At 45.0% G+C, this 19,829-nt stretch carries 19 protein-coding genes and 2 pseudogenes; 15 read left to right on the forward strand and 6 right to left on the reverse strand.

Annotated elements, in window-relative coordinates:
- Nucleotides 1-7 precede the first annotated feature (7 nt).
- The 7 genes from Selli1_RS06770 to Selli1_RS06800 all read left to right on the forward strand — a co-directional run bounded on the left by Selli1_RS06770 (nt 8) and on the right by Selli1_RS06800 (nt 8,392).
- Nucleotides 8-1,060, forward strand: a complete 1,053-nt coding sequence (locus tag Selli1_RS06770; protein WP_087252543.1) for a glycosyltransferase family 2 protein — start codon at nt 8-10, stop codon at nt 1,058-1,060.
- 18 nt (nt 1,061-1,078) lie between these two features.
- Entirely contained in the window at nt 1,079-1,801 is a 723-nt protein-coding gene (locus Selli1_RS06775; protein ID WP_281872554.1) for an IspD/TarI family cytidylyltransferase, read from the forward strand.
- A gap of 15 nt (nt 1,802-1,816) precedes the next feature.
- Nucleotides 1,817-2,860, forward strand: coding sequence for an NAD-dependent epimerase/dehydratase family protein (locus Selli1_RS06780; RefSeq protein WP_087252545.1), 1,044 nt, complete (start codon nt 1,817-1,819; stop codon nt 2,858-2,860).
- 117 nt (nt 2,861-2,977) lie between these two features.
- Nucleotides 2,978-4,516 carry a cohesin domain-containing protein gene (locus tag Selli1_RS06785; protein ID WP_281872556.1) on the forward strand — a complete coding sequence of 513 codons (1,539 nt, stop codon included), beginning with the start codon at nt 2,978-2,980 and terminating at the stop codon, nt 4,514-4,516.
- Between the two features lie 177 nt (nt 4,517-4,693).
- Nucleotides 4,694-6,520, forward strand: coding sequence for a glutamine--fructose-6-phosphate transaminase (isomerizing) (gene glmS, locus Selli1_RS06790; protein ID WP_191434179.1), 1,827 nt, complete (start codon nt 4,694-4,696; stop codon nt 6,518-6,520).
- 137 nt (nt 6,521-6,657) lie between these two features.
- On the forward strand, nt 6,658-7,929 hold the full coding sequence (locus Selli1_RS06795) for a S1C family serine protease (RefSeq protein WP_087252547.1): 1,272 nt from the start codon (nt 6,658-6,660) through the stop codon (nt 7,927-7,929).
- Between the two features lie 175 nt (nt 7,930-8,104).
- On the forward strand, nt 8,105-8,392 hold the full coding sequence (locus Selli1_RS06800) for a metal-sensing transcriptional repressor (protein WP_087168377.1): 288 nt from the start codon (nt 8,105-8,107) through the stop codon (nt 8,390-8,392).
- A gap of 93 nt (nt 8,393-8,485) precedes the next feature.
- On the opposite strand, the pseudogene Selli1_RS06805 reads toward Selli1_RS06800, so the two are convergent.
- The 6 genes and pseudogenes from Selli1_RS06805 to Selli1_RS06830 form a co-directional block, all read right to left on the reverse strand.
- Nucleotides 8,486-8,914 (reverse strand): annotated as a pseudogene (locus Selli1_RS06805) (manganese catalase family protein); the annotation flags it as partial.
- Nucleotides 8,884-9,801 (reverse strand): recombinase family protein, encoded by a 918-nt coding sequence (locus Selli1_RS06810; protein ID WP_334304924.1) that lies wholly within the window; start codon nt 9,799-9,801, stop codon nt 8,884-8,886. The gene Selli1_RS06810 and the pseudogene Selli1_RS06805, both read right to left, overlap by 31 nt.
- A 219-nt stretch (nt 9,802-10,020) precedes the next feature.
- The gene (locus tag Selli1_RS06815; RefSeq protein ID WP_087168339.1) at nt 10,021-10,356 is read right to left on the reverse strand and encodes a sporulation initiation factor Spo0A C-terminal domain-containing protein; all 336 of its coding nucleotides are present in this window, start codon (nt 10,354-10,356) and stop codon (nt 10,021-10,023) included.
- A gap of 131 nt (nt 10,357-10,487) precedes the next feature.
- A pseudogene (locus tag Selli1_RS06820) lies at nt 10,488-10,688 on the reverse strand (manganese catalase family protein); the annotation flags it as partial.
- Nucleotides 10,689-10,691: 3 nt separating this feature from the next.
- Nucleotides 10,692-10,961, reverse strand: a complete 270-nt coding sequence (locus Selli1_RS06825; RefSeq protein WP_087252550.1) for a spore coat protein CotJB — start codon at nt 10,959-10,961, stop codon at nt 10,692-10,694.
- Nucleotides 10,958-11,194, reverse strand: coding sequence for a spore coat associated protein CotJA (locus Selli1_RS06830; RefSeq protein WP_087168336.1), 237 nt, complete (start codon nt 11,192-11,194; stop codon nt 10,958-10,960). The genes Selli1_RS06825 and Selli1_RS06830 overlap by 4 nt, the downstream gene beginning before the upstream one ends.
- Nucleotides 11,195-11,352: 158 nt before the next feature.
- Here Selli1_RS06830 and Selli1_RS06835 point away from each other — a divergent pair, with 158 nt between their 5' ends.
- The 8 genes from Selli1_RS06835 to Selli1_RS06870 all read left to right on the forward strand — a co-directional run bounded on the left by Selli1_RS06835 (nt 11,353) and on the right by Selli1_RS06870 (nt 19,694).
- Nucleotides 11,353-12,540, forward strand: a complete 1,188-nt coding sequence (locus Selli1_RS06835; protein WP_087168335.1) for an FtsW/RodA/SpoVE family cell cycle protein — start codon at nt 11,353-11,355, stop codon at nt 12,538-12,540.
- Nucleotides 12,541-12,646: 106 nt separating this feature from the next.
- Nucleotides 12,647-13,486, forward strand: a complete 840-nt coding sequence (locus tag Selli1_RS06840; RefSeq protein ID WP_087168334.1) for a DegV family protein — start codon at nt 12,647-12,649, stop codon at nt 13,484-13,486.
- Nucleotides 13,487-13,593: 107 nt separating this feature from the next.
- Nucleotides 13,594-13,845, forward strand: coding sequence for a hypothetical protein (locus tag Selli1_RS06845; protein WP_087168333.1), 252 nt, complete (start codon nt 13,594-13,596; stop codon nt 13,843-13,845).
- A gap of 246 nt (nt 13,846-14,091) precedes the next feature.
- Nucleotides 14,092-14,529 carry a division/cell wall cluster transcriptional repressor MraZ gene (gene mraZ / locus Selli1_RS06850; RefSeq protein ID WP_087168376.1) on the forward strand — a complete coding sequence of 146 codons (438 nt, stop codon included), beginning with the start codon at nt 14,092-14,094 and terminating at the stop codon, nt 14,527-14,529.
- 24 nt (nt 14,530-14,553) lie between these two features.
- A complete protein-coding gene (gene rsmH / locus Selli1_RS06855; protein ID WP_087252554.1) occupies nt 14,554-15,489 on the forward strand; it encodes a 16S rRNA (cytosine(1402)-N(4))-methyltransferase RsmH in 936 nt (311 codons plus the stop codon).
- Between the two features lie 47 nt (nt 15,490-15,536).
- A complete protein-coding gene (locus Selli1_RS06860; RefSeq protein ID WP_087168331.1) occupies nt 15,537-16,028 on the forward strand; it encodes a LapA family protein in 492 nt (163 codons plus the stop codon).
- 24 nt (nt 16,029-16,052) lie between these two features.
- Nucleotides 16,053-17,909 (forward strand): peptidoglycan D,D-transpeptidase FtsI family protein, encoded by a 1,857-nt coding sequence (locus Selli1_RS06865; protein ID WP_087252555.1) that lies wholly within the window; start codon nt 16,053-16,055, stop codon nt 17,907-17,909.
- A gap of 60 nt (nt 17,910-17,969) precedes the next feature.
- Entirely contained in the window at nt 17,970-19,694 is a 1,725-nt protein-coding gene (locus Selli1_RS06870; RefSeq protein WP_138372396.1) for a peptidoglycan D,D-transpeptidase FtsI family protein, read from the forward strand.
- Nucleotides 19,695-19,829: the final 135 nt, after the last annotated feature.

Raw genomic sequence — 19,829 nt, forward strand, 5'->3', positions numbered from 1 at the left:
AAAGAAAATGAGCAGAATACAAGTCAGTGTGATCATGCCGGTGTATAACTCCGAAGAATATCTGGAGACCGCAATCAAAAGTGTTTTGAATCAGGATATAGAAGAGATGGAACTGCTTCTTGTGGACGATGGGTCAAAAGACAACAGTGGAAACATCTGTGACCGGTATCAGGATGATCCGAGAGTACGGGTATTTCATAAGGAAAATGAAGGAATCTGTGCCACGAGAAATTTCGCGGTGGAGCACGCCGGAGGAGAGTACCTGGTTTTTATTGATAATGATGATGAACTGGCAGACCATGTGCTGTCGGAGAATTATGCGCTTGCAAAAAAATATGACGCAGATGTTGTGAAATACGGATGCAGCATTGAAGAATCTTTTGAAAGCGGATACGTGGAAAAACGTGCGAATGTATTCAAAAAGTTAAGAGTATTCGATCAGAGTAAGGCTGCCAGGTATTATGCCATTGCGGATAAAGAACGCTATTTCAGTTATATCTGGAATGGAATGTACAGAAGAAGCTGGTGGCAGGAGCATCATCTGAAATTCAATACAGAAATCAAATGCGGATTCGAAGACCGTGTACTCAATTATGAGATCTTCAGGCTTGCACGGAGACAGGTGCTGAATCCGCATATAGGCTACCGGTATTTCCAGCGTTTCGAACATAGCACATTCAAGAAATTCAACCGGAACATGCTTTATTCCGGACTGCTGTCGGCAGAAGCGGAATACGGTCTGTTCCAGCATCTGAAAGAAAGTGACGATTTTCATTCGGACTGGATCAGAAGATCAGCGGAATATCTGATTGAATTTCTGATGCTGCTCAGCAGAAAAGACAATGATATGTCTCAGGAAGAAGTGGCAGCATTTATGCGGAAACTCAAAAAGAGCAAGGTGTTCCATGACGTGCAGAAAAAGGGAGCCGATCAGAATCTGCCGCTGACCAAAAAAGGAGTCGTCCGTCTGTTCGTAAAGGGCAGATACAGTGCGCTTCTGAGTATTTCCAAAGTATATGTCAGATTTATATTTTTGAAAAAACGGCTTGGAAAAAGATAGGAAAGGTGCGGTAGAAAGATGAAACATATTGCAGTAGTGTTTGCCGGAGGAATCGGCAGAAGAATGAACAGCAAGGCCCTTCCGAAACAGTTTTTAAGGCTGTATGGAAAAGAAATTATCGTATATACACTGGAGCATTTTCAGAATCACAGTGAAATCGACGGAATCGCGGTTGCCTGTGTGGAAGACTGGATTCCTTTTTTAAAAGATCTGACAGAGAAGTATCATCTTGACAAAGTGAAAAAAATTGTGCCGGGTGGAGAAACCGGGCAGCAGTCCATTTACCATGGACTTTGTGCCGCCGGGGAAATTGCGGACGGGGACAGGGCAATTGTCCTGATCCACGATGGAGTCAGACCTTTGATCAACAAGGAGCTGATTTCAAACTGTATACAGAAAGTTGTGGAAACCGGGAGTGCGATTACTACAGCTCCGGCAATTGAGACAATTTTCAGATCAAGTGATAAAAAAACAGTTGAGCAGATCATTGAGCGTTCAGACTGTATGCTGGCAAGAGCTCCGCAGTGCTTTTATCTGGATGAAATTCTGAAAAGGCATCAACAGGCGAAAGAAGAAGAAAGAGAATTTATTGATTCGGCATCTATGATGTCCTTTTACGGAAGCGATCTTCATCTTGTAGAAGGACCGATGGAGAATATTAAAATCACTACGCCGATGGATTATTATACGTTTAAGGCATTAATTGAAGCGGATGAAAATTCACAGCTTTTTGGAGTTTGAAACGGAGGGAATATCATGAATCAGATCATTCGGGAAGATATGGAACGGATCACAGAAGATCCATTTTTTCAACAACTGGCCGGAAGCAGGATTCTGATTACCGGAGCCACAGGACTGATCGGCTCGCTTACGGTAAAAGCATGTTTGAGATACAACGAAACGCATGATACAAAGATTTCTGTCATTGGAATGATCCGGAATAGAAAAAAAGCGGAGGAAGTATTTGAGGCGGCCCTGACGAATCCTCATCTGGAATTGGTAGAAGGAGATCTAAGAAAACCGCTTGAAGTTCCGGATGACATTGATTATATTCTCCATACTGCAAGCGTTACAACTTCCAAGCTTTTTGTGGATCAGCCGGTGGAGACCATTGAGACATCCTACCGGGGAACAAAACATGTTCTGGAACTTGCAAAGGAGAAACAGTGCAAAGGAATGGTCTATCTGTCATCAATGGAAATGTACGGGAGGCCGGATCCTTCACTTGAGAGAGTGACCGAAGAGGATCTGGGGTATATTGATGTTCTGAATGTGCGGAGCAGCTATTCGGAAGGGAAACGGATTTCAGAATGTCTCTGTGCTGCCTATGCGGATGAATACAAAGTTCCGGTACGGATTGCCAGACTTGCCCAGACATTCGGAGCGGGTGTGCTGAAAAGTGACAACCGTGTCTACGCCCAGTTCGCAAGAAGCGCGGTAAAGGGCGAGGATATCGTACTTCATACAGAAGGTAAATCAAACGGAAACTACTGTTATACGACAGACGTGATCAGGGCTCTCGCACTTCTTCTCTGTAAAGGGGAAAACGGTCAGGCGTATAATATCTGCAACGAGGAGACGACAACTACCATTGCAGATATGGCAAAAATGGTGGCAGAAGAATTCGGAGGAGGGAAATCAAAGGTTGTTTTTGATATACCGGAAGACGCAAGAACATTCGGCTATGCCCCTGATGTGAAAATGCATCTGGACGCAGGAAAACTCCGCGGGCTTGGATGGAAACCCGAGTTTGGACTCAGAGAAATGTATGCAAGATTAATTGCGGGAATGGAGCAATAGAAAGTTAAGGAAAATGTAAGGGAATTAATAAGAGAATTTCTGGACATTTTATAATAAAACGTGTATCATAATCTTATGTATGTAAATAAAATCTGAGACGAAAGAAGAGGTACAAATATGAAATTGATGAAACGATTGGCAGCCATGCTGCTGGCAGTATGTTTGGTAGTACCATGTGCCAGTCTGGCTGTAAACGCGGCGGATGGGCTGATTTTCTTTACAGATCTGGAGGGAATCAGTGTCGGTGAGACTTTCACCATAACAGGAAGCGTGGTGAATCGTGACGGAAATCTCAGCCAGGTCGATCTTACGATGAGTTACGACAGCACAGCCATGAGGTATGTGGGCGGAGATGATAATGTGACAGATCAGGGAGACGGGACGCTTGTTTACTCCGGATCTGTAGACGGAAGCCGGCTCGATTTTGACATGCAGTTTGAGGCTTTGATCCAGGGTGAGACCAGACTGGAACAGGAGAGCGCGGAAGTTACGGACGCGAACGGCGATACGCTGAACCTGCTTGATCCTCCGGGATATTCAGATGTTCAGATCGTAGAAGGAGACGGAACGGCTGCATCTTCCTCTACTACTGCTCAGGCGAGCGGAGTTACCCTGACAGTCAATGATACGGAATACACAGTTGCAAGCAGCTACCCTGACAGTGAGCTTCCGGCCGGATTTGTTTCCGCAGATATTACAGTTGGCGGAGAGACAGTTACGGGAGCTTCACGGGAAAACGGCAGTGCACAGCTGGTCTATCTTCTTGACGGAAACAATGACGGAGCGTTTTTCCTTTATAATTCCGAAGATAATACAGCTTCCCCGATTCAGATTGTGACATTGACTTCCGGCAGTACACTGATTCTGCTCGGTGACAGAGGAGATGTGACACTTCCGGCAAGATATCAGGAAGTAGAGCTGGATATCTCCGATACACAGACACTGCCGGCATGGCAGGACAGCAAAAACAGCAGATACTATCTGATGAACGCGCTGAATGCATCCGGAGACCGTGCGCTTTACCGTTATGATTCTACCGATCAGACATATCAGTACTACGGTGATGATGTAACAACAACGGCTTCAGGTACAAATTCCGACAGCGGTATTTTCGGAAGAGTTTCGACGTTTGTACAGGATCATGTGGATGTAGTGATGATCGGAGCCGGATTTGCATTCCTTGTTCTGCTTCTCTTGATTATTATTCTGGCAGTGAAGCTTCACCGCAGAAATCTGGAACTGGATGATGTGTATGATGAACTGGATGAACTGACAAAGAAAAAAGGTTCCGACGGACCGGGAGGACCGGAGCGCAGAAGCGAGAGCAGAGAGAGCGCGGAAAATCTTCCGGAGATTCAGATGCCTGAAGAGCAGTTCGATGAATTTGAGCAGTACGGTGACGAAGACTTCGAGGAGTATGACGAGTCCGAAGACGAAGAGTTTGAGGATTATGACGACGACTATGAGGACTTCGAAGACGATTACGAGGATGAAGAAGAGTCTGATGAAGACAGTGACTATGATTCGGATTACGATGACTTTGAAGAGGATTATGAAGATACAAAGCCGTCTAAAAAATCCAGACGTAGTAAAAAGAACAACGAGCAGAATAATGATGATGACGATGATTTTTCCATAGACTTTATTGATCTGTAGGAAATTGTCAAGATACAAAAACAGCAGGATTTTTCCTGCTGTTTTGTGTTTTGGTGTAATTTTCGGACGTGGAAGGAACAAAATAATGCTTTACATCTATTCCGGAAGATGATAAAATAGTGCACGTGATACAAAAGTATAAAAAAAACGGTTGATTGTGCAAAATGGAGGAGAAATATGTGTGGAATAGTTGGATATATTGGAAAAGAAGAGGCTGCACCGATTCTGCTGGACGGACTGTCAAAGCTGGAATACAGAGGATATGATTCTGCAGGAATTGCAGTTTTTGATGGAGAATCTATCAATGTTGCAAAGACGAAAGGAAGACTTAAGGTACTGAGTGAACTGACACATGATGGCAGGATGCTTCCGGGTACACTGGGGATCGGACATACACGCTGGGCGACACACGGGTCACCGTCCGATACAAATGCACATCCGCATTTGAACAGTGAAGAGACAATTGTAGTTGTACATAACGGAATTATTGAGAATTACCTGAAGCTGAAAAAGAAACTTGAAAGTAAAGGATACCGGTTTGTATCAGAGACAGATACCGAGGTCATTGCACATCTTCTGGATTATTACTATAGAGGAAATCCGCTGGAAGCAGTGACAAAGATTATGCACCGGATGGAAGGTTCCTATGCCCTTGGAATTATCTTTAAAGATCATCCGAATGAGTTATATGCGGTCCGCAAGGACAGTCCGCTGATTGTCGGACATACGGACGGAGGAAGTATTATTGCTTCTGATGTGCCGGCAGTATTAAAATATACAAGAGATGTTTATTTCATTGAAAATGAGGAAATTGTAAGGCTTACCGAACAAAATATGGAGTTTTTCACGGTAGATGAAGAACCATTGAAAAAAGAGCCGGTCCATATTGACTGGGATGCGAACGCGGCGGAAAAAGGCGGATACGAACATTTCATGCTGAAGGAGATGTACGAACAGCCGAAAGCGATCGCTGACACCTTTTCTCCGAGGATCAAAGATGGCAGGATCGAAATCGAAGAGCTTGGAATGGATGATGAGGCAATCCGCGCAGTAAAGAAAATTGTGATTGTGGCATGTGGATCCGCGTACCATACGGGAATGACAAGCAAATACATTTTTGAAGGAATGGCAAGAATTCCGGTAGAAGTAGATCTGGCGTCCGAGTTCCGGTACCGCGATCCAATTCTGACAGATGGGACACTTGTTATTGTAATCAGCCAGTCCGGAGAGACGGCCGATTCTCTGGCCGCACTGAGAGAGGCAAAAGAAAAAGGCTGCAAGGTACTTGGAATTGTAAATGTGGTAGGAAGTTCCATTGCCCGGGAGGCTGACAACGTAATGTATACATGGGCGGGACCTGAGATTGCAGTTGCAACAACGAAAGCTTACTCCTGCCAGCTGATTGCGCTTTATCTTCTGGCAATGAAGTTTGCGCATGTAAGAGGAACGATTTCGGAAGGCGAACTTGCGGAGATGATTGAGGATCTGAAGAAGCTTCCGGCTCAGGTTGAGATGCTTTTGAACAACAAAGACAGGATTCAGAAATTTGCCAACCGTTATCTGGCGGCAAAAAGTATTTTCTTCATAGGCAGAGGCATTGACTACGCGATTTCCATGGAAGGGTCATTAAAGCTGAAAGAAGTATCGTACATTCATTCCGAAGCATATGCAGCCGGCGAGCTGAAACATGGAACGATCTCGCTGATTGAAGACGGAACACTTGTCACAGCGCTTTTGACGCAGGAAAATCTGTACAAGAAGATGATCAGCAACATCGAAGAAGTCAAGACAAGAGGAGCTTTTGTCATGGCGGTTACCAATGAGGGGCATAGCGATGTGGAAAAAGCGGCAGATTATGTGGTCTATATTCCGAAGACCAACAAGTATTTTACAAATTCTCTTGCCATCATTCCACTGCAGCTGTTTGGCTATTATGTGGCAGTCGGACGGGGCTGTGATGTGGATAAGCCGAGAAATCTTGCAAAATCTGTAACAGTCGAATAGAGAAAAGGCTGAATTTCCGCAAAATGGGAATTCAGCCTTTTTTTATGAATTGATCACAAATTATACACATTTTTTCGATAGACTGACTATCGGAAAGAAAAAGTAATGGGTAACCTGTTGGAAAGGGGATAAATGTTATGAATCAAGAGTATGAATATTACAATCCGGGGCCGGAACCGTCCGGGAACGGATCGTTTTCGAACGAGAACCCGAAAAGACCGAAGAAGAAAGTAAATAAGGCTGTTGTAGGGAAAGTTGCGGGCCTTGCTGTCCTGTTTGGGGTTGTCGGAGGTCTTACTTTTCAGGGTGTAAATTATATATCGGGAAGAATACTTGGAACCGGAAACGGAAGTTCACAGAATTCGGCACAGGTACAGACAGTACAGACACAGGAGGATTCGGGGGAAGAGCTGCAGGGATCTGATATTACACAGATCGCAGCCAATTCCATGCCGTTTGTTGTTTCCATTCAGAATATGAGTGTACAGCAGGTACAGGATTTCTTCGGAGGAACAAGAGAACAAACACAGACAAGTGTCGGCTCCGGTATTATTGTCGGTCAAAATAATTCGGAACTGATGATTGTTACAAATAATCATGTAGTGGAGGGAAGTACAACACTGACAGTCACGTTCAATGATGAAACAAGTGTGGAGGCAAGTGTCAAAGGGACAGACTCCACAAAAGATCTGGCGGTGGTAGCTGTTCCGATCCGTCAGATCGGCGATGAAACAAAGAATGGTATTAAAGTTGCCGTACTGGGAAACTCTGATGAACTTCAGGTTGGAGAAGAAGTCATTGCAATCGGAAATGCGCTTGGATATGGACAGTCCGTGACAAACGGAATTGTCAGTGCCAAGGACAGAGAGATCGAGATGGAGGGATTTGACAGCAAACTGATCCAGACAAATGCCGCGATCAATCCGGGAAACAGTGGAGGTGCGCTTCTTAATATCCGGGGAGAAGTAATTGGAATCAATACGGTGAAAGTAAATGCCTCAGCTGTAGAAGGTATGGGATATGCGATTCCAATTTCCGATGTGACAGATATCATTACCGGTCTGATGAATAAAGAGACGAGAACGCAGGTTCCGGAAGCTCAGAGAGGATATATCGGCATCGAAGGTACAAATGTAGATTCTCAGAGTTCGGAACAGTTTGGAATGCCGGAAGGTGTTTATGTTTCCAGAGTAATGGAAAATGGAGGAGCAGAAAAAGCAGGAATTACCAAAGGCTGTATTATCACCGGTATAGAAGGATCCGGTATCAACAATATGGAAAGCCTTCAGGAACAGCTGAGTTACTACAGAATTGGCGAGACCGTGACATTGACGGTACAGTTCCCGGCAGGTCAGGGAGAATACAACGAAAAAGAAGTGGATGTCACGTTGACAGAACAGTTAAGCTAAAAGGAAGAGACGCCGCCAGAGTAATGCCGGCGTTTTTTCGCGTCCGAAATAAAGGAGAGCTACTTGACAAACGGTCATCTGCAATGTAGTATGATTATATACCGGGTCAGGGTATAATTGCAGGACTGATCCGGAGAAAAAAGCAGGCCGAATGAAAAGAAGCGGAGGAAACAGGATGGAAGAAGAGAAGAAAAAACACAGGGAAGGAAAAGAATACCGGGATCTGGTCAACCGCCTGAGCCGAATAGAGGGACAGGTGCGTGGAGTTAAAAAGATGCTGGAAGAGGACCGGTACTGTATTGATATTCTTGTTCAGGTTCAGGCCATTCAGGCAGCGTTGAATGGATTTAATAAAACACTCCTTTCTGAACATATTCATTCCTGTGTGGTGAAGGATATCCAGGAAGGGAATGTAGAATGTGTAGACGAACTGTGTGAGACGATTAAAAAGCTGATGAAATAACAAGGTGCCTCCGGCTGGTATGGAGACGGGAGTGTGTAAACAACACACTCCCGTTTTTTTGAGAGAAAAATGCTTCCGGCATCATGCCCCCGGTCAGGATCGGCAGGCCGGATTGTCAAATTCCGGGTTGAACGCATAGAAGTTTTTACTGTCGAGATGGTCGGTTACAATGCGGAGTGATTCGCCGAAACGTTGATAATGAACAATTTCGCGTTCTCTTAAGAAACGGATCGGGGCGATGATATCCGGATCATCGATCAGACGGAGAATGTTATCATAAGTTGTACGGGCTTTTTGCTCTGCTGCAAGGTTTTCGTGAAGATCTGTGATCGGATCCCCTTTGGACTGGAATACAGTGGCGGTCCATGGCATTCCGCTTGCGGCCTGAGGCCAGAGAGCCAGTGTATGGTCCACATAATATGTGGCAAATCCGGAACGCTCAATTTCTTCCGGGGACAGGTTTCTTGTCAGCTGATGGACAATGGCACAGATCATTTCCATATGGGCGAGTTCTTCTGCTCCGAATAAGGATGAAGACGCTTTTGAACAGTAAAAAACAGGTCTTCGGAGATCAGGGCGGGATGAAGACCCTGGACAATGAGATAGTCGTTCTGCCTTGGCCGGTGTGCAGTAAGAATTCCATCCTTCAGTTTTGGCGAAGTCTTCCGGTAATTCCAGCGAAGTTTCCCGATATAGACAGGATTATCCAGTATATCGTGAACGGAGGAATAGGTAAATACAGGGGCTTTCCGGGGATGGTAAGTGCGGGAACGGTTCAGTTCACCGACAACTTCGGAAATAGTGAAGGATTTTTCGCCGTAAAGAGAAAAAATCAGACGGACAGCAGGAGATTCGTGATTCGGGCAGAGTGTAAAACCTTTCCGGTCGGGAAGACGAATACGGTCATATCCGTACGGGGCAATATTCCCGACGTATTTTCCCTCTTTGATACTGGCGAGCCTTCCGGCCTGCATCCGCCGGTTGATTGTTTTATACTCTCTGCGGGACATGAAGAGACTGAATTCAAAATACTCCAGATCAAAATCATTTTCCGGTTCGTAGATTTTGTACGGGGTTATAATCCGCGTGCCGCTGTACTGAAAAGTCCGTGTTACGATCCCCTGATCGATAGAGTCGCCTCTTGCCAGACGTTCAATTTCCATAACCAGGACACCTTCCCACTTTCCCTGTTCTACCTCGGAAAGCAGCTGTTTCATTACGGGACGGCCGGAGATCGTATCTCCGGATCCGACTTCCCGGTAGATTTTCAGGACGGGGAGAGACATGGAGTCGGCAAGGGATCTCAGAACGGATTCATGCCGGAGAAGTGTGCTTCCCGGGTGAAGACGCTCCATTTCCAGATCTTTTCGGGATTTTCTAAGATACATGCAATAAGACAAAAAAATCATCCTGTTAACTGTTTTGTAGAAATTTATGAATAAAAAAGAGAAGATATGAAAAAGAGGTCCAAAAATGAGGAGTGCCGGTACAAAATGTACCGGCTGAATTATGAAAAAGAAAATTGTTTACTTAGAAAGGTTTTGCTTTCTATGTGTTTTAATATACAGGAAGAATATGAAAAAAATATGTTTCTGATTTGAAAAAAGCATGAACAATATGTAACCGGATCAATGTCTGATGTTATGTTCCTGGCAATAAGCGACAAGGATATCAATGAATTCTCCGGCAGAAGGTTTAAAGCCAAGAGGATAGGATGCAATCTGACTTAAAAACTCTCTGTTTCCACGTTCCCAGCAAATCGTGATTACTGTACGGAGGTTTCGTTCTACATTACTTACCGGAGTATGATAATAAGAAGCGATATCAAGATACAGCTTTTTTGTGATGGAAAGAAGATACTCTTCATTGGACAGGGCAAGAATGACTGCTCTGTAGAGGTAGTGATACCCGCGGTAAGTGGCATTGATACCCAGCCTGTGAATCAGCTGCGAAAGATTTTCCATGATTCTCCTTTCTCTTACATCTGAGACAACACCATAATGTTCTATTATAATATAGAAAAGCCGGGAAATATAAATACGACATTTTTAGACGGAAAAAGACAAAGAAAGACAAAAAAGAAATAAGAAATCGGAGCGGATTCTTCGGTCCCGATATCGGTCAGAATTCCGGTAACCTCTTTGTAAGGCATGGTATACCGTTGAGAGAGGTAGCGCATGGATGCTGCAAGCTCTCCGTCAGGGCCTCCGAACTGACTGATGATAATCTGGGCCGCTTTTGGATCCGGTTTTGAAATTTTTACCGGAAACTGAAGACGTTTTTCATAATTCCACATAAATCAGCATCCTCCTTCCTGCCATGGCCATGGTTCGTTGATCCAGTTCCAGCGGTCCCCGCATGATTCGTCCGTACTGTCAATGGTGAGAGGACCATAACATGCTGCATATTCTTCCAGCGCCTTGATACGCTGCTCTTTATATTTGTGAAAAAAGGCGAGTGCTTCTTCGTCATCCGGATGTGTGTCGAGATACAGCTGAATGTCATTTACAGCAAAGCTGACAGTGTTAATATGGTTTAAAAGCTCTTTTCGTGAAGGAAAGTTTTTCATGAACAGCAGCCTCCTTTGCCAAGAAACGGTTTGTCGAGCTCCTCGAAAATAGTCCCCCGTATAAAGGCCCTGCAAACCGGGTAAGGTTCCATATAGCGCTGCCACGGGACATAAGCCATTGCAACAGGAAACTCTTTTTTCAGATTTTCTTTCGCGCCGCAGATGCTCTTTCCCGTGTGATCCTGATTCTTATAAGGCTGGCGGAACGGAGGGCGCTGATAATAATTTTGCATTCTGAAACTCCTTTCAATCTTTTTTCTAAGATTATCATATGGGAAAACAAAGTGAAAGTTACAATTCATTTCCGGGAGAAGGTTGTTTTTCCGCGTCAATACGGATATAATAAGAAATCATCGGGGCAGTATAAATGAAAAATATGGAGTGAATGGATATGGATCAACGTCAAAGACTAAAAAGAAAACGAATGATACGCCAGAAGAAAATGACAGGTAAAGTAGAATATTCCTATTTTGATTACGGGCTCGTAGCTGTGCTGATCTTTCTTCTTTGTTTTGGACTGATTATGCTTTATAGTACAAGCTATTATTCGGCACAGATTGACTATGACGGGGACGGTACGTACTATTTCAGAAGACAGCTGATGATCAGCGCTCTGGGACTTGTCGTGATGTACGTGGTGACAAAGATTGACTATCATCTTTATGCGAGATACGCCAAGGCTCTTTATGTGATTTCCTTTATTTTGATGGCGCTTGTTCAGACACCGCTGGGAATTGAGGCAAACGGGGCGAGAAGATGGATTCAGCTTCCTTTCAGGCAGCAGCTGCAGCCGTCCGAGGTGACCAAAATCGCCGTGATTTTGTTTATCCCTTATATCATATGCTCTCTTGGAAAAGAGGCTTATACGAAAAAAGGGGCGTTCTGGATTTTTCTGTATGGAGGACTTGCCGCAGCAGGTGTATTCGTCCTGACGGAGAATCTGAGTACTGCGGTTATCGTATTTGGAATTGCAGCAGTCATCTTTTTTGTAACGTATCCAAGGACGAAGAAAATTGCGATTGCTTTTTTTGTAATTGTAATCGGGGGGCTGATTGCAGGCCAGATCCTTGGAAGACTTCTGGAGTCCAGCGGCAATTTCCGGCTTCAGAGAATCCTTTCCTGGGTAGATCCTGAAAAGTATGCCCAGAGCGGAGCATTTCAGACGATGCAGGGACTTCTGGCAATCGGAAGCGGAGGCTTTTTTGGAAAAGGTCTTGGAAACAGCGCCCAGAAAATGGTCATTCCGGAGCCGCAGAATGATATGATTCTTTCCATCATCTGCGAGGAACTGGGAGTCTTCGGCCTGATTGTCGTTCTGGTATTGTTTGGCATGCTTCTTTACCGGCTGATGTTTATTGCACAGAATGCGCCGGATCTTTACGGATCTCTTATTGTGACTGGGGTGTTCGCGCACATCGCGATTCAGGTTATTCTGAATGTCGCTGTTGTTCTGAATGTGATTCCAACGACCGGCATCACGCTTCCGTTTATCAGTTACGGAGGAACTTCGGCGTTGTTTTTGATGATTGAAATGGGGATTGTCCTGAATGTATCGGGAAAAATTAAAATACGCAGATAAAATATCTTTTCTTTCCCACGGGTTTGTGTTATGATGAATAAAGTAGTATTGAAAACTACATATTATAGATGCAAAAATCACACCATGGAATGTGGGAGGAATAAAAATGAGTTATAAAGTGATTGTAGACAGCTGCGGAGAACTGACACCTGAGATGAAAAATTCGGGAAAGATTTTTACAGCTCCGCTGATATTGAATGTCGGAGGACATCTTGTCGTAGATGATGAGACATTTGATCAGGCGGATTTTCTGGAGCGGGTAGCAAAATGCAGTGAATGTCCAAAGTCATCCTGTCCATCTCCGGAGTCCTATATGAAAGCATTTCAGGGAGAAGCCGAACGGGTTTATGTGGTGACACTTTCCGCAGAGCTGAGCGGCTCTTACAACAGTGCTGTGCTGGGAAAGAACCTGTTCCTGGAAGAGTATGGCGAAAAAGACATCTATGTATTTAACTCACGGTCTGCATCGGTAGGAGAGACGCTGATAGCAAAAAAGATTATGGAATGTGAAGAGCAGGGGATGACCTTTCAGGAGGTTATCGATGCGGTAGAGACATACATCGACGGACAGAATACGTATTTTGTTCTGGAGTCACTGGAAACCCTCAGAAAAAACGGAAGACTCACCGGATTGAAAGCGCTGGCGGCATCGGTGCTGAATATCAAGCCTGTTATGGGGGCGACAAAGCAGGGCATCATTATCCAGCATGGGCAGGCCAGAGGCATTAACAAAGCACTTGTTAAAATGGTGGACCGCGTGGTGGAGGAGATTGTCCAACCGGAGGAAAAGATTCTCGGTATTGCGCATTGCAACTGTCCGGCACGGGCAGAGCTTGTAAAGGAAATGCTCCAGAAGAGGATTCCGCTTAAAGAGGTCATTGTGCTCGATACAAGAGGAGTCAGCAGTATGTATGCCAATGATGGCGGTGTGATCATTGCCGTATAATGCAGACGGAGATTGTGTAAGAAATGTGAAATCAGGATTCAAAACTTGTATTTGCATGGTGAATGTGTTATCATGTATACCAGTTGAGTGCAAAAGGAGTAACAGATATGAGCCTGACAAAAGCAGATTCTTATAAAAATAACAGGGAAAAAAGAAAAAAGGAAGAGAAAAAGAAAAAGCTTCTGTTCCGTCTGAAGACGGCTCTGGCGGCAGTGATTATTGTACTGATTGTTGTCTGGATCGGATTTTCCGGATATCAGAAGATTGAAGAGAGCAGACCGAGAGCAAGTGTGACAGCTGATTATTCCGCGTTTGAGGAATATCTTAATGGCCTGAGCGGCACAGAAGAAACGGAATAAGAGCCTATGTAATGAAAGGCGAAAAGGCAGTATGGTTTCATCCATACTGTCTTTTATTTTGTTCCGGGAAAAGCCCGCAGGACTCTTAACAGACGTGAAAACCTGTAAGAAATTATTAAGAATCATTTTGGAAAAAACACTTGAAAAAGCAGGGTGTGTGGTTTACAATGGTTTCAAGTGGTAGAAAGTGGAGAGAAGTGGTACAAAATGGTGGAGGCCATCCCCATTTTGGAAGAAGGTGATTGTATGTTGAACGGAGAATTCAATCATAGTATTGATGCAAAAGGCCGCCTGATCATCCCTTCCAAGTTTCGCGAAAGTCTGGGAGAACATTTCGTGATAACAAAGGGAATGGACGGCTGTTTATTTGTGTATCCGGACGACGAATGGAGTGCCTTTGAGGAAAAACTCCGGGAATTACCACTTACAAACAAAAAAGCCAGAGACTTCAAACGTTTCTTTCTTGGAAGCGCTGTCGATGGTGAACTTGACAAACAAGGTCGAGTACTTATCTCTTCTGCCCTGAGAGCATATGCCGGACTGGAAAAGGAAGTAGTTCTGGCAGGTGTCCTTGACAAGATTGAAATCTGGGACAAGAAAGCCTGGGATGCACATAGTGAAGAAGTGGAAGCGGATATCGATGATATCGCAAGTGACATGGAAGATCTGGGCCTTAGTATTTAAGATCATATGATGGAGGAGAACGCCATGGCATTTGAACACAAATCAGTATTGTTGGAAGAGGTCGTAAATGGTCTGAACATCAAGCCAGACGGCATTTACGTAGATGGAACGCTTGGTGGAGGCGGACATGCTTTTGAAGTGTGTAAGCGGTTAAACGACAAGGGGAGTTTTATCGGAATAGACCAGGATGCCGCCGCGATTGAAGCGGCAGGGATCAGGCTTCGCAGTTTCGGGGAGAAGGTTACAATAGTAAGGAGCAATTATTGTGATATGAAGCTGCGGCTCCGGGAATTAGGCATTGACAAGGTGGATGGGATTGTCCTCGATCTGGGCGTATCGTCCTACCAGCTGGATACGGCAGAGCGTGGATTCTCATACACAAAAGATGCACCGCTCGATATGCGGATGGATACGAGGCAGACAAAGACGGCTGCCGATATTGTCAATGGATACAGTGAGATGGACCTTTTTCGGATTATCCGGGACTATGGAGAAGACAAATTTGCGAAGAATATTGCAAAGCATATTGTTCAGGCGAGGGAAAAAGGTCCTATTACAACCACTGGCGAGCTTACAGAGATTATAAAAGCATCGATTCCAATGAAGTTTCAGAAGATGTCAGGACATCCGGCCAAGAGGACGTTTCAGGCGATCCGGATTGAGCTGAATCAGGAACTGACAGTTTTGAAGGAATCTTTGGATGAGATGATTGATTTATTAAATTCAGGAGGAAGGATCTGTATTATCACTTTCCACTCACTGGAAGACCGGATTGTAAAGGAAGCATTCCGACGGAATGAAAATCCGTGTACATGTCCAAGTCATTTTCCGGTATGTGTATGCGGGAAGAAGTCAAAAGGAAAGGTCATCACCAGAAAGCCGATCCTTCCGGGGGAAACAGAAACCGAGGAAAACAGCAGATCAAAAAGTGCAAAGCTCCGTATTTTTGAACATGTCTGATACGAGATGGAATACGGAAATACCAGACACAGAAAGAAGGAACGTGTATGGCAGCAGGAAAGAAAAGAAAACAGGGAAATGACATCTATATGTATGATAATCTTGTCCGGGTCAGACAGACACAGGCGGAGCAGAATACAGATGGTTACGAAGAAGAAAAGCAGGTGAGTCCTCAGACAAGGAAAAATCAGCGCAGAGCGATGAAACTCGGCTTTGGATATGTGACATTTCTGGCCGGGGCAGTGGCAGCGGCATTATTTGTCTGTTTCCATTATGTGGGAGTCCGGGCGGATCTGGATAAGCAGACAAGAAAGATTGAAAGCCTTCGCACGGAAATCACCAGCCTGAAAGAAAAAAATACATCGGAATACAACTATATTGCCAACTCTGTCAATCTGGAGGAAATCCGGGAAAGGGCTGAAGAACTTGGAATGGTCTACGCGGATTCGTCTCAGATCGTGAAATATCAGAGTGCAGGCACTCATGAAATCAGACAGTATGAAAGTATTCCGGAGGATGGGGAAGCATCGGATAAATAACAGCATATTGACAAGGGGAATTACATGATAAAAAGAAAAAAAAGAAATGAATTCCGACATTTTCCAAAAAAATTTCCAAAGAAAATGAAGATAAAGCTGGTAGGAGTGTTTACGGCAATCGTACTGGCTTTTGTTTTTTTGACAGGCAGGGCAGCGGCTTTAAATCTCACAAAAGGAGACGAATACCAAAAACAGGTGATGAGCCAGATGCGAAGCGGAAGTCAGACGATCCCGTTTAAACGGGGTGATATTCTGGATACGAATGGTACGGCGCTTGCGACAAGTGAACGCTCCTACAATGTGATTCTGGATGTGGCAGGGCTTCTGGAAACAAAAACGACATATCAGAACAAACGGATCAATGCTACAGTGGAGGCACTTGTAAGTGCATTTGGACTGGATGAGCCGGAGCTCCGGGAGATTCTGCAGGATCAGGCGGACAGCAGATATGTCATACTGAAATCCAATGTGGATTATGAGACAGGAAGAGACTTTCAGAGCCAGATGGATCAGAATGCCGATATTGTGTGTGTGACACTGGAAGATTCGTATGTAAGAACTTATCCTTATGGAACGCTGGCAAGCGATGTGATCGGATTTACCTCATCCGGAAATGTTGGGACGATCGGGCTGGAGGCATATTATAACAGCGAATTAAACGGAACGGACGGAAAGAGGACCGGATATCTGTCATCCGGATCAAGTTCGGAAAGTGTAATACAGAGCCCGACGGACGGCAATTCGATTGTTACAACAATTGACGCCAATCTCCAGGCGATCGTCGAAAAACATATTCTCGCATTGAACGAGCGTCTGCGGGACAATGACCATGAAGGAGAAGGGACAAAAAATACAGCCGTCATCGTCATGGATCCGAATACGGGAGCCATTCTGGCTGAGGCGAGTTACCCGAATTTTGATCTGAATAATCCAAGGGATCTGTCAGAGTACTATACCACGGAGGAGCAGGAGGCAATGACGGATGAGGAACGTCTGGATACTCTGAATGCGCTCTGGAGAAACTTCTGTGTCAGTGACACGTTTGAGCCGGGATCTACAATGAAACCATTTACAATGGCGGCAGGATTTGAGACGGGAAAACTGACAGGAAATGAAACGTATGTCTGTACCGGTTCTTATTCCTATGAGGGAGTGGCAAATCCGGTTTCCTGTATTGCAACAAACGGACATGGGACAGAAACATTAAAGCAGGTTTTGGAAAATTCATGCAATGTTGGTATGATGCAGATTGCTGAAGTGCTTGGTGCGGACGATTTCTGCCGGTACCAGCATCTGTTCGGGTTTGGAGAATATACCGGAATTGATCTTCCGGGAGAGGGAGATACATCAAATCTTCTTTATTCGGCTGACAACATGCAGCCGATTGACCTTGGAACCAACTCGTTTGGTCAGAACTTTAATGTGACAATGACACAGCTTGCGGCCGGATTTTGTTCACTGATCAATGGCGGGAACTATTATGAGCCGTATCTTGTCAAAGAGATCCGCAATGCCAACGGAGATGTAGTGGAGACAAAAACACCGGTACTGGCGAGAAAAACGGTTTCTCAGGAGACCTGTGATATTCTGAAAGACTACATGTATGGAGTTGTGCAGGAAGGAAGCGGAACATCGGCCCAGGTAGAAGGATATGCAATTGGTGGAAAGACGGGAACAGCGGAAAAACTGCCAAGAAGTGAAGGAAAGAATCTGAACTCCTTTATCGGCTATGCGCCGCAGGAAAATCCGGAGGTCATGATCTACGTAATTGTGGACGAACCGAATCTTGCGCAGCAGGCAGCAAGTTATCTCGCAACGGGCCTTGCAGCAGATATTATGGAAGAAGCATTTCCATATCTGAATATCACAAAAACAGAATAAAAAGAATAACCTCACAGAAGGATTAATAAGTTATATCAATCACTTCTGTGAGGTTTTTTGATGAAAAACAAAACCTATAATAAAAAGAAGATACTGATTGTCTTTCTTGCCGCCACTGTCATGATTCTTGGACTGATCGGGAGGCTCTGCTATCTGATGATTTTGGACGCGGAATATTATCAGAAAAAGGCGGAAGATCTTCATGAGAGAGAACGGGAGATCAAAGCGGCAAGAGGGGAAATTGTAGACAGAAACGGCAAGGTGCTGGCTACCAACAAGACTGTCTGCACGGTTTCCGTGATACACAGTCAGATTGAAGACCCCGAGGCAGTAATCAGGGCGCTGAGCAGCACTCTGGAACTGGAGGAAAGCGAGGTGCGGAAAAAGGTGGAGAAGGTATCCTCCATGGAACGGATTAAGACCAATGTGGAAAAGGAGACCGGAGACAAGATCCGGGAGATGAACCTGGCGGGGGTCAAAGTGGATGAAGACTTTAAACGGTATTATCCATATGAAGAACTGGCGAGCAAGGTGCTTGGATTTACCGGAGGAGACAACCAGGGAATCATCGGGCTGGAAGTAAAATATGAAGACTATCTGAAAGGAGAAAACGGGAAAATTCTCTCGACAACAGATGCCAGAGGAGTGGAACTGGAAGGTATAGCGGAAGACCGGATTGAACCGTCAGCGGGAAATACGCTTCAGATCAGCATCGATTATAATATCCAGAAATACGCACAGCAGATGGCACAGAAGGTGATGGAGGAAAAACAGGCGGATAAAGTGGCCATCATCCTGATGAACCCGCAAAACGGGGAGATCTATGCGATGGTCAACTGGCCGGAATTTAATCTGAATGAGCCGTTTGAACTGCCGGAAGGCGTATCTGCCTCCTCGGAGGAAGAAAAGCAGGAACTTCTGAATCAGATGTGGAGAAACGGGTGTATCAATGATACCTATGAACCGGGATCCACCTTTAAGATCATCACCTCCAGCGCCTGCCTGGAAGAAGGGGTAGTCGATCTGGATGATACATTTGTGTGCCCTGGATATAAGATTGTAGAGGATCGGAGAATCCGGTGCCACAAAGTAGGAGGACACGGGGCGGAGACATTCGTGGAAGGAGTGCAGAATTCCTGTAATCCGGTTTTTATGGAGATCGGGCTCAGACTGGGAGCGGAGCGGTTCTGCGATTATTTCGAGCAGTTCGGCCTGATGGAAAAAACCGGGGTGGATCTCCCGGGAGAGGCAGGAACAATCATGCACCGGCTGGAAGATATCGGGGAGGTGGAACTTGCCACCATGACTTTTGGCCAGTCGTTCCAGGTAACGCCGGTTCAGATGGCAGCGACAGTCAGTTCGCTCATTAACGGGGGAAAACGTGTGACACCGCACTTTGCGGTATCGGTACAGGACGGTGAGAGAGGGAGGACGATCAAGACATTTTCCGATAAGCAGGGAAAACGGATTGTTTCGGAAAAAACATCGAAGACCATGCAGAAAATTCTGGAAAGTGTCGTGTCAGAAGGCTCCGGGAAAAATGCCTATATCGAAGGATACAGCATCGGAGGGAAAACAGCGACATCTCAGACGCTTCCAAGAAGTGCCAATAAATACATCTCTTCCTTTATCGGTTTTGCTCCTGCCGAGGATCCGCAGGTTCTGGGAATGTGTGTCATTTATGATCCCCAGGGAATCTATTATGGCGGAACGATCGCAGCTCCGGTCGTGAGGGAGATTTTCGATGATGTGCTTCCGTATCTGGGAATTGAAAAAGAAGAGTGAGCGCAGGCGTTAGTGTATAATTATTATTGGCAAAAATAGGAATTTTTCCTAAATAAAAAGGGAAGCAGAGAAAATCCCTACTTCCCAATCATACAGTTTTTCTTTATGATGTTAGTTGCAAAATAAAACACGTAA

The sequence above is a fragment of the Sellimonas catena genome, assembly GCF_027924685.1.
Taxonomy (GTDB): domain Bacteria; phylum Bacillota; class Clostridia; order Lachnospirales; family Lachnospiraceae; genus Sellimonas; species Sellimonas catena.

Excerpts from the sequence above, each read along its gene's own strand:
- Selli1_RS06860 (WP_087168331.1), top strand. The coding sequence starts at position 15,537 with ATGGCAGCAGGAAAGAAAAGAAAACAGGGAAATGACATCTATATGTAT.
- Selli1_RS06785 (WP_281872556.1), top strand. The coding sequence starts at position 2,978 with ATGAAATTGATGAAACGATTGGCAGCCATGCTGCTGGCAGTATGTTTG.
- Selli1_RS06825 (WP_087252550.1), bottom strand. The coding sequence starts at position 10,961 with ATGAAAAACTTTCCTTCACGAAAAGAGCTTTTAAACCATATTAACACT.
- Selli1_RS06865 (WP_087252555.1), top strand. The coding sequence starts at position 16,053 with ATGATAAAAAGAAAAAAAAGAAATGAATTCCGACATTTTCCAAAAAAA.
- Selli1_RS06770 (WP_087252543.1), top strand. The coding sequence starts at position 8 with ATGAGCAGAATACAAGTCAGTGTGATCATGCCGGTGTATAACTCCGAA.
- Selli1_RS06795 (WP_087252547.1), top strand. The coding sequence starts at position 6,658 with ATGAATCAAGAGTATGAATATTACAATCCGGGGCCGGAACCGTCCGGG.
- glmS (WP_191434179.1), top strand. The coding sequence starts at position 4,694 with ATGTGTGGAATAGTTGGATATATTGGAAAAGAAGAGGCTGCACCGATT.
- mraZ (WP_087168376.1), top strand. The coding sequence starts at position 14,092 with ATGTTGAACGGAGAATTCAATCATAGTATTGATGCAAAAGGCCGCCTG.
- Selli1_RS06815 (WP_087168339.1), bottom strand. The coding sequence starts at position 10,356 with ATGGAAAATCTTTCGCAGCTGATTCACAGGCTGGGTATCAATGCCACT.
- rsmH (WP_087252554.1), top strand. The coding sequence starts at position 14,554 with ATGGCATTTGAACACAAATCAGTATTGTTGGAAGAGGTCGTAAATGGT.
- Selli1_RS06775 (WP_281872554.1), top strand. The coding sequence starts at position 1,079 with ATGAAACATATTGCAGTAGTGTTTGCCGGAGGAATCGGCAGAAGAATG.
- Selli1_RS06800 (WP_087168377.1), top strand. The coding sequence starts at position 8,105 with ATGGAAGAAGAGAAGAAAAAACACAGGGAAGGAAAAGAATACCGGGAT.
- Selli1_RS06810 (WP_334304924.1), bottom strand. The coding sequence starts at position 9,801 with ATGATTTTTTTGTCTTATTGCATGTATCTTAGAAAATCCCGAAAAGAT.
- Selli1_RS06845 (WP_087168333.1), top strand. The coding sequence starts at position 13,594 with ATGAGCCTGACAAAAGCAGATTCTTATAAAAATAACAGGGAAAAAAGA.
- Selli1_RS06780 (WP_087252545.1), top strand. The coding sequence starts at position 1,817 with ATGAATCAGATCATTCGGGAAGATATGGAACGGATCACAGAAGATCCA.
- Selli1_RS06870 (WP_138372396.1), top strand. The coding sequence starts at position 17,970 with ATGAAAAACAAAACCTATAATAAAAAGAAGATACTGATTGTCTTTCTT.
- Selli1_RS06835 (WP_087168335.1), top strand. The coding sequence starts at position 11,353 with ATGGATCAACGTCAAAGACTAAAAAGAAAACGAATGATACGCCAGAAG.
- Selli1_RS06830 (WP_087168336.1), bottom strand. The coding sequence starts at position 11,194 with ATGCAAAATTATTATCAGCGCCCTCCGTTCCGCCAGCCTTATAAGAAT.
- Selli1_RS06840 (WP_087168334.1), top strand. The coding sequence starts at position 12,647 with ATGAGTTATAAAGTGATTGTAGACAGCTGCGGAGAACTGACACCTGAG.